Origin of the sequence: Rhizobacter sp. (assembly GCF_032229685.1) — a bacterium.
Lineage (GTDB): Bacteria > Pseudomonadota > Gammaproteobacteria > Burkholderiales > Burkholderiaceae_C > LMDS01.
In genome coordinates, this window is the sequence record NZ_JAVTWP010000003.1 from 378,300 (window position 1) to 389,521 (window position 11,222).

The window sequence follows — 11,222 nt, forward strand, 5'->3', positions numbered from 1 at the left end:
ACGACAACACGAACAGGACTCGACATGAACACTCCCAAGGCCCTTGTCTTCGATCTTTACGGCACGCTCTACAACGTGCACTCGGTGGCGGCGCGCTGCGAGGCCCGGTACCCGCAACGTGGCAGCGAGATCAGCACCCTGTGGCGGCAAAAGCAGCTCGAATACACCTGGTTGCGCAGCCTGATGGGCGAGTACCGCAACTTCGAGCAGGCCACGCGCGACGCACTGGTCTTCACCTGCAATCACCTGCGGCTGACGCTGGACCCGCCGACCTGCGATGCGCTGTGCCAGGAGTACCTGCAGATCCAGCCTTTCCCCGAGGTGCCCGAAGCGCTGCGCCGGCTCAACGCGCTCGGGCTGCCGCTCGCCATCCTGTCGAACGGCTCCACCCACTCGATCCGCACAGTGGTACAGCACTCCGGGCTCGAGCACGCGTTCGCCCATCTGATCAGCGTCGACGCGGTCGAGGTCTTCAAGCCGCACCCGCGGGTCTATGAGCTCGCCGAACGGCGCCTCGGCCTGAAGCGTTCCGAGATCCTGTTCGTGTCGTCCAATGCCTGGGACGCGGCTGGCGCGCGCCACTACGGCTACCCGGCCTGCTGGGTCAACCGCGCAGGCAACTGCTTCGATGAACTCGGGCAGCAGCCCGACCACATCGTCCTCGGCATCGACGCGCTGGCCACGCTGATGGAATCGGCGTCAGGCGCGCCGCGCGCCGTCGCGCCAGAATCGGCCACTTGAACATTCGAACGGGAAACACGATGCGAATCGCAGTGATGGGAACGGGCGGCGTGGGTGGCTATTTCGGCGCGCGCCTGGCCGCGAGCGGGTGCGAGGTGAGCTTCATTGCCCGTGGCTCGCAGCTCGCTGCGCTCAAGCACCAGGGCTTGAAGGTCTTGAGCGGCGGGGGGGATCTGCACTTGCCGTCGGTGAACGCCACCGACGACCCGCGTGCGGTCGGGCCGGTCGATCTGGTGCTGTTCGGCGTGAAGCTCTGGGACACCGAGGCGGCGGCGCAGCAGGTGCTGCCGATGATCGGCGCCCACACCGCGGTGGTGTCGTTCCAGAACGGCGTGGCCAAAGACGACGTGCTGCAGCGCGTGCTCGGCGAGCGGGCCGTGATGGGCGGCGTCTGCTACATCGCGGCCACCATCGCCGAGCCGGGCGTGATCCGGCATGTGGGCACGATGCAGCGGCTGGTGTTTGGTGACTACGGTGTCGCCACCTCGCCGCGCGCGGCCGCGTTTCTGGCGGCGTGCCGTACGGCGGGCATCGACGCCGAGATCAGCGCCGACATCCGCCTCACCATCTGGGAGAAGTTCGTGATGCTGGTCGGCCTGTCGGGCACGACCACGGCGGTGGGCAGCCCGATCGGCCCGATCCGCAGCCACCCGCAGACCCGTGCGCTGCTGCTCGACGCCATGCGCGAGGTCGTGGCCGTGGGGCGTGCCCAGGGCGTGGCACTGGCCGAAGACTTTGCCGACAAGCGCCTCGCGTTCTGCGACACGCTGCCGGCCGAGATGACATCGTCGATGCACCAGGACCTGCAGCGTGGCGGCCGGCTCGAACTCGACTGGTTGAGCGGCGACGTGGTGAAACGTGGCCTCGCTGCCGGCGTGGCCACGCCCGTCAACCGCGCGCTGAGCGCGGTGCTCGCGCTGCGCAGCGCCGGCCGCGTGGCAGGCTGACATGGCGGCCAGCCTGACCCTGCGCGCGCTGCGCAGCACCCCTGTGCTGGTGCCGATGGCCCGGCCGCTCGGCACCAGTGCCCAGACCCTGCGCCACGCGCCGCTGCTGCTGATCGATCTGGAAACAGACCAGGGCGTGACCGGCCGTGCGTACCTGTTCTGCTATTTGCCGGCCGCTGCCGCCAGCATCGCCCGCATGCTCGACGAAGCGCAGCGTGTCGTCACCGGCCAGCCGGTGGCGCCGCAAGAGATCGGCGCGCTGCTGGCGCGCCATTTCCGCCTGCTCGGCGTGCGCGGCATCGTCTCGATGGCGCTGGCCGGCATCGACATGGCGTGCTGGGATGCGATGGCCCATGCCGCCGGCATGCCGCTTGCCACGTTGCTCGGCGCCGCGCCGAAGCCGATTCCGGCGTACAACAGCAACGGGCTCGGGCTGATGGAGGCCAGCGCCGCCGCCGACGAGGCCGAAGCACTGGTGGCCGAAGGCTTCCGGGCCATCAAGATGCGCCTCGGCCGGCCCGACGAAGCGGCCGACCTGGCGGCGGTGCGGGCAGTGCGTGCGCGCCTGCCTGACGACATCGCGCTGATGGCCGACTACAACCAGGCACTCAGCCTGAACGACGCGCGCCGCCGTTGCCGTGCGCTCGAAGGCGAGGGCGTGTACTGGATCGAAGAGCCGATTCGCCATGACGACTACGCCGGCAACGCGGTGCTGGCACGCGCACTCGACACACCGATCCAGATCGGCGAGAACTTCGCCGGGCCGCAGGCCATGGCCACGGCGATCGCGGCCGGCGCGGCCGATTTCATGATGCCCGACCTCGAACGCATCGGCGGTGTGAGCGGCTGGCAACGGGCCGCCGCGCTCGCTTCGGTGGCCGGCATTGAGCTCTCGTCGCACTTGTTTCCCGAAGTCAGCGCACAGCTGCTCGCGGCCAGCCCGACGGCGCATTGGCTCGAGGTGGTCGATTGGGCCAACCCGATCCTGGCCGAGCCGTTGCAGATCGTGGGCGGCCGGGCCCAGCCGAGCACCGCGCCGGGCAGCGGCCTGGCCTGGGACGCCGCGGCCGTGGCTCGCTACCGGCTCGACTGAACGGCGAGGGGCTAGAGCGACATCGCCGGCCGCAGCGCCATCGCCGCGCGCCAGCGCAGCAGGTGCGGGTGTTGCTCGCCAGGCTTGACCTTGACGATGCGTGCGAAGTCGACCGCCACCACCGCGGTGATGTCGGCGATGCTGAACTGCCCGGCAGCGATGAACTCGCGGCCGTCCAGGCGGTCGTTCAACACCGCGAAGAACTGCTGAACGCGGCTCAGACCACGTTGCGCCAGCTCGGGGATCTGCGCGTAGTCGACCGGCCCCGGCAGCGCCCGGTTGGCCATGGCCGGCGCGCTGTTGCGCAGCGCCTCGGCGATGGCGAGCAGGCCTTCGAACTCGACGCGCCAGTTCCAGCTCGCGATTTCTGCCTTTTGTTCCGGCGTCTCGCCGAACAGGGGTGGCTGCGGAAAGCGGGCTTCGACCCAGGCTGCGATCGCGGCGTTGTCGGTCAGCAGCATGCCTTCGTCGGTGCGCAAGGCCGGCACGGTGCACAGCGGATTCACGAGGCGGTAGGCGTCGCTCAGCTGTTCGCCGTTGCGCAGGTCGACCTGCACCGTCTCGTGCGCGATGCCTTTCTCGGCCAGCAGGATGCGGGCGCGGCGCGGGCTCGGCGCGGTCGAGCAGTCGTAGAGCGTGATCGTCATGGCGCGGCCTGCTTGTCCTGCGTCTTCGTGTCGAAATCACTCGCCTCGTGGCGCTCGTGCAGTTGGCTCGAAGGCTGGCCCCAGGTGCGGTTGACCATGCGGCCACGTTGCACCGCCGGGCGCCGGGCGATCTGGTCGGTCCAGCGCAGCACGTTCTTGTAGTCCTGCACCTGCAGGAACTCGCCGGCTTCGTAGAGCTGGCCTTTCACGAGCGTGCCGTACCAGGGCCAGATGGCCATGTCGGCGATCGTGTAGTCGTTGCCCGCCAGATACTCGCTTTCGGCCAGGCGGCGGTCGAGCACGTCGAGCTGGCGCTTGACCTCCATCGCGTAGCGGTCGATCGCATACTCGATCTTGCTTGGCGCGTAGGCATAGAAGTGGCCGAAGCCACCGCCGAGAAACGGCGCACTGCCCATCTGCCAGAACAACCAGGAGAGGCACTCGGCACGCGCGCCAGCATCGGTCGGCAAGAAGGCGCCGAACTTCTCGGCCAGGTGCATCAGGATCGCGCCCGACTCGAACAGGCGAATGGGCGCTGGCCCGCTGCGGTCCCACAGCGCCGGGATCTTCGAATTCGGGTTGACCGCCACGAAGCCGCTGCCGAACTGGTCACCTTCGTTGATCTTGATCAGCCAGGCGTCGTACTCGGCACCGGCGTGCCCGAGAGCCAGCAGTTCTTCGAGCATCACCGTGACCTTCACGCCGTTGGGCGTGGCGAGTGAATAGAGCTGCAGAGGGTGGCGGCCGACCGGCAGTTCCTTGTCGTGGGTAGGGCCCGCGATCGGCCGGTTGATGCTGGCGAAGCGGCCGCCGTTCTCCTTGTTCCAGGTCCAGACGGCGGGCGGTGTGTAGGCGGGCGATTCGTTCATGCAGTGGTCTCCGTGCGCAAGCGGCTACGGTACCAGTGCATGCGTCGGTCTGCTTGAAGGTCCCGAAGCGCGTTCGGATGCGTTCGCACGAGACAAACAAAAAACGGGCCGCGCGGGCCCGTGTTTGCTGAATTATTGGCGGAGAGGGCGGGATTCGAACCCGCGGGGGGTTATTAGCCCCCACACGCTTTCCAGGCGTGCGACTTAAACCGCTCATCCACCTCTCCGAAGGGCGCGAGTTTAGCCTACGGCGTCCAGAGCACGGGCTTGCAGCGCCTGCAGCGAAACGAAGTCGAGCGCGCGTTCGTGGGTGCTTTCCAGCACCACCGGCGGCGCCATGCCGGCGAGCAGGGCTTCGCGCCAGCGCAGTGCGCACAGGCACCAGCGGTCGCCCGGCTTCAGGCCACGAAAGCGGTATTCGGGGCGGGGCGTGCCGAGGTCGTTGCCGCGGCTCGCCGAGAAGGCGAGAAACTCGGCCGTGACCTTGACGCAGACCACGTGGCTGCCGGTGTCGTCTTCGGCCGTGTTGCAGCAACCGTCGCGGTAATAGCCGGTCAGCGGGTCGTAAGAACAGGGTACGAGCGCGGTGCCCAATACGTTGAAGGCCATGGCGTTTTTCTCAGCTCGGGTTCGGTGCCTTGGCTTTCATCAGCGTCATCGCGGTGCCGATCAAGGCCGACACCTCGCTCATGTTGCCGGGCACGATCATCGTGTTGTTCTTCTGGGCGAGTTGCGCATAAGCCTCGACGGCTTTTTCAGCCACCTTCAACTGCACCGCCTGCTCGCCGCCGGGCGAGCGGATCGCTTCGGCGATCTTGCGGATGGCCTCGGCCGTGGCGTCGGCCACCGCGACGATGGCCGCCGCTTCACCCTGGGCTTTGTTGATCTCGGCCTGGCGCTGGCCTTCGGACCGGGCGATGAAGGCTTCGCGCTCGCCCGTGGCGATGTTGATCTGCTCCTGCTTGCGGCCTTCGCTGGCCGCGATCAGCGCGCGCTTCTCGCGCTCGGCGGTGATCTGCGCCTGCATCGAATGCAGGATGGCGGCGGGCGGCGTCAGGTCCTTGATCTCGTAGCGCAGCACCTTCACGCCCCAGTTCGCCGCGGCTTCGTCGAGCGCGGCCACCACCGAGAGGTTGATGTGGTCACGCTCCTCGAAGGTCTTGTCGAGTTCCATCTTGCCGATCACCGAGCGCAGCAGCGTCTGCGCGAGCTGCGTGATCGCCGAGATGTAGTTGCTCGAGCCGTAGCTTGCCCGCATCGGGTCGGTCACCTGGAAATAGATGATGCCGTCGACCTGCAGCTGGGTGTTGTCTTTGGTGATGCAGACCTGGCTCGGCACGTCGAGCGGCACTTCTTTCAGCGAATGTTTGTAGGCCACGCGCTCGATGAAGGGCACGACGAACTTGAGGCCCGGCGTGAGCGTGCGGTCGTACTTGCCGAGTTTTTCGACGACCCAGGCGTTCTGCTGCGGCACGATCTTGATCGCGCGGATGATGAAGATGGCCGCGATGACGGCGATGACGAGTGCGATTTCCATGGAACGGCTTTCAGGGTGAATTCAGTGCGGCGCGCGCGGGGTCAGCACGAGCCAGTTGCCTTCGACGGCGCTCACGAGGTGTTCGCCCGAGGCCGGCGCTGCGCCGGGGGCGAGGCGCGCCGTCCAGGTCGAGCCGCGGTACTGCACCTGCGTCGTGCCTTCGTTGTTCCAGGCGCGCACGTTGACACGCTCGCCGATGTCGAGGTTCACGTCGCGGTTCTCGTGCGATGGCGCCGACTGCGGCTGCATGTAGCGGCGGCGGTGCCAGAGCGCCGTGGCGCCACCGCCGATCAGCGCGGCCGCCACGAGCTGCACCGCGAGCCCCAGGCCGAACATCGCCACGACCGCCGCGCCGGCCAGGCCGAGCGCGATCATCAGCAGGTAGAAGGTGCCCGTCGCCAGCTCCACGGCAACGGCGACGCCAGCGGCGACCCACCAGAACGTAGCGGCAGAAAAGTCCATTCGAGCTCCTCGGGGCGACTCCCCGGCGCAAGTGTAGGCGGCGTGCCGGCCGGTGTCGGCCCGGTGTCACGCAGTGGCCCTACACTTCGCGCTTTCTTCGATGGCGCCTTCGCGCCGAGTCAGGTCTGCCCATGCTGCGCTTCAACTTCCCGATCGTCATCATCGACGAAGACTTCCGCTCCGAAAACACCTCGGGCCTGGGCATCCGCGCGCTGGCCGGCGCGATCGAAAAAGAAGGTTTCGAAGTGCTGGGCGCCACGACTTACGGTGACCTGAGCCAGTTCGCGCAGCAGCAAAGCCGGGCCAGCGCTTTCATCTTGTCGATCGACGACGAAGAGTTCACGGCCGGGCCCGAGCTCGACCCGGCTGTGCTGAACCTGCGCAAGTTCATCGAAGAAGTGCGGTTCAAGAACTCCGAGGTGCCGATCTACCTCTACGGCGAAACGCGCACCTCGCAGCACCTGCCGAACGACATCCTGCGCGAGCTGCATGGCTTCATCCACATGTTCGAGGACACGCCGGAGTTCGTGGCGCGCCACATCATCCGCGAGGCCAAGAGTTACATGGACGGGCTGGCGCCGCCGTTCTTCAAGGCGCTGGTCGACTACGCGCAAGACGGCTCCTACTCGTGGCACTGCCCGGGCCATTCGGGCGGCGTGGCGTTCCTGAAGAGCCCGGTCGGCCGCATGTTTCACCAGTTCTTCGGCGAAAACATGCTGCGCGCCGACGTGTGCAACTCGGTCGACGAGCTCGGCCAGCTGCTCGACCACACCGGCCCGATCGCGCAGAGCGAGCGCAACGCGGCGCGCATCTTCAACGCCGACCACTGCTTCTTCGTGACCAACGGCACCAGCACCAGCAACAAGATGGTGTGGCACCACGCGGTGGCGCCGGGCGACGTGGTCGTGGTCGACCGCAACTGCCACAAGTCGATCCTGCACGCGATCATCATGACCGGCGCGGTGCCGGTGTTCCTGCGGCCCACACGCAACCACTACGGGATCATCGGTCCGATCCCGCAGGCCGAGTTCTCGCCCGCGGCCATCAAGAAGAAGATCGCCGCCAACCCGCTGCTGAAGGGTGTCGACCCGAAGACAGTGAAGCCGCGCATCCTCACGCTGACGCAAAGCACCTACGACGGCGTGCTCTACAACACCGAGACGATCAAGCATTCGCTCGACGGCTACATCGACACGCTGCACTTCGACGAGGCCTGGCTGCCGCACGCGGCCTTCCACAAGTTCTATGGCAGCTTCCACGCCATGGGCAAGAACCGCCAGCGGCCGAAAGACCAGCTCGTTTTCGCCACCCAGTCCACGCACAAGCTGCTGGCCGGCATCAGCCAGGCCTCGCAGGTGCTGGTGCAGGACTCGCAGGAGCGCAAGCTCGACCGACACCTCTTCAACGAGGCCTACCTGATGCACAGCTCGACGAGCCCGCAGTACGCGATCATCGCCAGCTGCGACGTGGCCGCCGCGATGATGGAAGCGCCAGGTGGCCCGGCGTTGGTGGAAGAGAGCATCGCCGAAGCGATGGACTTTCGCCGCGCGATGCGCAAGGTCGAAAAAGACTACGGCAAGAAGGACTGGTGGTTCAAGGTCTGGGGCCCCGACAAGATCGCAAAAGACGGCATCGGCCAGAGCGACGACTGGGTGCTGCAGGCGGGCGAGAAGTGGCACGGCTTCGGCGACCTGGCCGATGGCTTCAACCTGCTCGACCCGATCAAGAGCACGATCATCACGCCGGGGCTCGACATGTCGGGCAAGTTCGCGGGCACCGGCATTCCGGCGTCGATCGTCACCAAGTTCCTGGCCGAGCACGGCGTGATCGTTGAGAAGACGGGGCTGTACTCGTTCTTCATCATGTTCACGATCGGCATCACCAAGGGCCGCTGGAACACGCTGCTGACGGCCTTGCAGCAGTTCAAGGACGACTACGACCGCAACCAGCCGCTGTGGCGCATCCTGCCCGAGTTCTGCGCAGCACACCCGCGCTACGAGCGCATGGGGCTGCGCGACCTGAGCCAGGCCATCCACGAGATGTACGCCAAGGGCGACATCGCGCGGCTCACGACCGAGATGTACCTCTCAGACCTGCAGCCGGCCATGAAACCGAGCGACGCCTACGCCTGCATCGCGCACCGCAAGACCGAGCGGGTGGCGATCGACGAACTCGAAGGGCGCATCACCACCTCGCTGTTGACGCCTTACCCGCCGGGCATTCCGCTGTTGATTCCGGGCGAGCGTTTCAACCGGAAGATCGTCGACTACCTGAAGTTCACGCGCGAGTTCAACGCGGCGTTTCCGGGCTTCGACACCGACGTGCACGGGCTGGTCGAGTCCGACGGTGATGCCGCCACGAAGTGCTACTTCGTGGACTGCGTGCGCAACGACTGAGCGTTGCGCGGTTCAGCCTTCCAGGTTGCCCATCGCAACCTGGCTGAAGCCGCCGTCGACATAGACGATCTCGGCGCTGATGCCGCCGCTCAGGTCCGACAGCAGGAACGCCGCGGCGTTGCCCACGTCTTCGAGCGTGATGTTGCGGCGGATCGGCGTGGTGGCGGCGAACTGGCCGAGCAGCTTGCCGAAGTCCTTGATGCCCGAGGCGGCGAGGGTCTTGATCGGCCCGGCCGAAATGCCGTTCACCCGCACGCCCTTCGCACCCAGGCTCTGCGCCAGGAAACGCACGCTGGCTTCGAGCGAGGCCTTGGCCAGGCCCATGGTGTTGTAGTTGGGCACGTAACGCACCGCGCCCAGATACGACAGCGTCAACAACGCGGCACCCGGTCGCAGGCGCGGCGCGGCCGCCTTGGCCATGGCCGGGAAGCTGTAGGCAGAGATGTCGTGCGCCACGCGGAAGTTCTCGCGCGTCATGCCTTCGAGAAAGTCGCCGGCGATCGCTTCGCGGGGCGCGAAAGCGATGGCGTGCACGAACCCGTCGAACTGGTCCCAGTGGGCACCGAGGTCGGCGAAGAGCTTGTCGATCTGGGCGTCGTCCGACACGTCGCAGTCGAACACCAGGTTCGAGCCGAACTCGGCGGCGAATTCGCTGATGCGTTCCTTGAAACGCTCGCCCTGGTAGCTGAAGGCCAGTTCGGCGCCCTCGCGGTGGCAGGCGCGGGCGATGCCGTAAGCGATCGAGCGGCTCGACAACACGCCAGTGATCAACAGGCGCTTTCCGGCGAGGAATCCCATGGTGTCTCCGTCAGTCAGTTTGATTCGCGCCGGATTTTGGCATGCAGCGTCGGCACGCCCGCGGCCTGCACGAGCACGGTGCTTGCCGGGGTTGTAACTGCGGAGTACAATCCTCGTTTTGCTGGAAAGCTGCTTGACGCAGCTGGGGCGCCCTCAAAAGTGCATCTCGGCCGCGTTGCTTGAAGCAGTTCGCTTGACCATGTGGGCGGATTCATCCAGCCCATTTTTTTTGCTCGATCGTTTTTCACTCGGCTTGCCGGACAGGACACGACTTTTGATGAATTGGCAAAGTGCGGTGACACGCACTGTGACGGGCTTGGGTTACGACCTGGTCGACGCTGAAAAGAGCGCCGGTGGCCTGTTGCGCGTGTTCATCGACCTGCTGCCCGATTCGGCCGCATCGGCCTCGGCACAGTTCATCACGGTGGACGACTGCGAGAAGGTCACGCGCCAGCTGCAGTACGTGCTCGAAGTCGAAGGCTGCGCTTACGAACGCCTCGAGGTGTCGTCGCCCGGGCTCGACCGCCCGCTCAAGAAGGCGGCCGACTACGCGCGCTTTGCCGGCGAGCAGGTCGAACTCACGCTGAAAGAGCCCTTCAAGGGCCGCAAGAAGTTCAGCGGCGAGTTGCAGGCGCTGGGCGAAGGCTGGCGTCTGGTGCTGGTGAATCGGTTGAAGAAGCCGGGCAAGAACACCGGAAAGAGTACGAACGTTGCGAAGCCGGATGGCGAAAGCGATCTGGCGCTGGATTTTTCGATTGAAGAAGTTCGAGAGGCACGCCTGGTGCCGGTGGTGGATTTCAAGGGCCGCCGTTTCTCCGCGCAGGATGAAACAGCCCTGAAAGCCTCGCCGGTGGCGGCGGGGCGCTCGATTGACGAGGTTGACGGAGGCCGAATTCAATGAACCGCGATTTGCTTGATTTTGTGGACGCCATCGCGCGTGAGAAGAGTGTCGATCTCGAGGTGGTGTTCGCCGCCGTCGAAGCCGCGCTCGCGTCGGCCTCGAAGAAGCTGCACGGCGGCGAGGTCGACATGCGTGTGTCGATCGACCGCGACAGCGGCGAGTACGAAACCTTCCGCCGCTGGCACGTGGTGCCGAACGAAGCCGGGCTGCAACTGCCCGACTCCGAGATCCTGCATTTCGAAGCGCTCGAGCAGATCCCCGACATCGAGGTCGACGACTACATCGAAGAAGCGGTCGACTCGGTCTCGATCGGCCGCATCGGTGCGCAGGCCGCCAAGCAAGTGATCCTGCAGAAGATCCGCGACGCCGAACGCGAACAGCTGCTGACCGACTTTCTCTCGCGCGGCGAGAAGATCTTCGTCGGCACCGTCAAGCGCCTCGACAAGGGCGACGTGATCGTCGAGCAGGGCCGCATCGAAGGCAGGCTGCGCCGCAGCGAGATGATCCCGAAGGAAAATCTGCGCTCTGGCGACCGCGTGCGCGCCTACATCGCCGAGGTCGACCCGACCTTGCGCGGCCCGCAGATCCTGCTGAGCCGCAGCGCACCGGGTTTCATGATCGAGCTCTTTGCGCAAGAAGTACCCGAGATCGAGCAAGGCCTGCTCGAGATCAAGTCGTGCGCCCGTGACGCCGGCTCGCGCGCCAAGATCGCGGTGGTCTCGCACGACAAGCGTGTCGACCCGATCGGCACCTGCGTCGGTGTGCGCGGCTCGCGCGTCAACGCCGTCACCAACGAACTCGCCGGCGAGCGGGTCGACATCGTGTTGTGGT

At 66.2% G+C, this 11,222-nt stretch carries 12 protein-coding genes and 1 tRNA gene; 6 read left to right on the top strand and 7 right to left on the bottom strand.

Annotated elements, in window-relative coordinates; all coding sequences use genetic code 11:
• Positions 1-24: 24 nt before the first annotated feature.
• The 3 genes from AC30PD_RS02740 to AC30PD_RS02750 are packed head-to-tail and all read left to right on the top strand — an operon-like array spanning position 25 to position 2,781.
• A complete protein-coding gene (locus tag AC30PD_RS02740) occupies positions 25-741 on the top strand; it encodes a haloacid dehalogenase type II (protein ID WP_489534098.1) in 717 nt (238 codons plus the stop codon).
• Between the two features lie 20 nt (positions 742-761).
• The gene (locus AC30PD_RS02745; protein WP_489534099.1) at positions 762-1,688 is read left to right on the top strand and encodes a ketopantoate reductase family protein; all 927 of its coding nucleotides are present in this window, start codon (positions 762-764) and stop codon (positions 1,686-1,688) included.
• A 1-nt stretch (position 1,689) separates the two neighbouring features.
• Positions 1,690-2,781, top strand: coding sequence for an enolase C-terminal domain-like protein (locus AC30PD_RS02750; RefSeq protein WP_489534100.1), 1,092 nt, complete (start codon positions 1,690-1,692; stop codon positions 2,779-2,781).
• Positions 2,782-2,792: 11 nt separating this feature from the next.
• On the opposite strand, the gene AC30PD_RS02755 is transcribed toward AC30PD_RS02750, so the two are convergent.
• From AC30PD_RS02755 to AC30PD_RS02780, 6 genes are all read right to left on the bottom strand, one after another.
• Entirely contained in the window at positions 2,793-3,428 is a 636-nt protein-coding gene (locus AC30PD_RS02755) for a glutathione S-transferase family protein (protein ID WP_489534101.1), read from the bottom strand.
• Complete coding sequence (yghU, locus tag AC30PD_RS02760) at positions 3,425-4,297, bottom strand: glutathione-dependent disulfide-bond oxidoreductase (protein ID WP_489534102.1); 873 nt, start codon at positions 4,295-4,297, stop codon at positions 3,425-3,427. The genes AC30PD_RS02755 and yghU overlap by 4 nt, the downstream gene beginning before the upstream one ends.
• Positions 4,298-4,433: 136 nt before the next feature.
• Positions 4,434-4,524 (bottom strand) — tRNA-Ser (locus AC30PD_RS02765).
• A gap of 13 nt (positions 4,525-4,537) precedes the next feature.
• A complete protein-coding gene (locus AC30PD_RS02770; RefSeq protein ID WP_489534103.1) occupies positions 4,538-4,906 on the bottom strand; it encodes a DUF2237 family protein in 369 nt (122 codons plus the stop codon).
• 10 nt (positions 4,907-4,916) lie between these two features.
• Positions 4,917-5,834 (bottom strand): SPFH domain-containing protein, encoded by a 918-nt coding sequence (locus AC30PD_RS02775; RefSeq protein ID WP_489534104.1) that lies wholly within the window; start codon positions 5,832-5,834, stop codon positions 4,917-4,919.
• Positions 5,835-5,855: 21 nt separating this feature from the next.
• On the bottom strand, positions 5,856-6,296 hold the full coding sequence (locus AC30PD_RS02780; RefSeq protein ID WP_489534105.1) for an NfeD family protein: 441 nt from the start codon (positions 6,294-6,296) through the stop codon (positions 5,856-5,858).
• A gap of 131 nt (positions 6,297-6,427) precedes the next feature.
• Between AC30PD_RS02780 and AC30PD_RS02785 the strand changes: the two genes are divergently transcribed.
• The gene (locus tag AC30PD_RS02785) at positions 6,428-8,692 is read left to right on the top strand and encodes an Orn/Lys/Arg family decarboxylase (RefSeq protein WP_489534106.1); all 2,265 of its coding nucleotides are present in this window, start codon (positions 6,428-6,430) and stop codon (positions 8,690-8,692) included.
• 12 nt (positions 8,693-8,704) lie between these two features.
• Here the strand turns inward: AC30PD_RS02785 and fabI are convergent, their stop codons facing one another.
• Positions 8,705-9,490 carry an enoyl-ACP reductase FabI gene (fabI, locus tag AC30PD_RS02790; RefSeq protein ID WP_489534107.1) on the bottom strand — a complete coding sequence of 262 codons (786 nt, stop codon included), beginning with the start codon at positions 9,488-9,490 and terminating at the stop codon, positions 8,705-8,707.
• Positions 9,491-9,767: 277 nt separating this feature from the next.
• On the opposite strand from fabI, the gene rimP reads away from it, so the two are divergent.
• Together rimP and nusA are read left to right on the top strand one after the other, a co-directional pair.
• On the top strand, positions 9,768-10,391 hold the full coding sequence (gene rimP / locus AC30PD_RS02795; RefSeq protein ID WP_489534120.1) for a ribosome maturation factor RimP: 624 nt from the start codon (positions 9,768-9,770) through the stop codon (positions 10,389-10,391).
• The coding region (nusA, locus tag AC30PD_RS02800; RefSeq protein ID WP_489534108.1) for a transcription termination factor NusA at positions 10,388-11,222 on the top strand (835 nt) is incomplete at its 3' end. The genes rimP and nusA, both read left to right, overlap by 4 nt.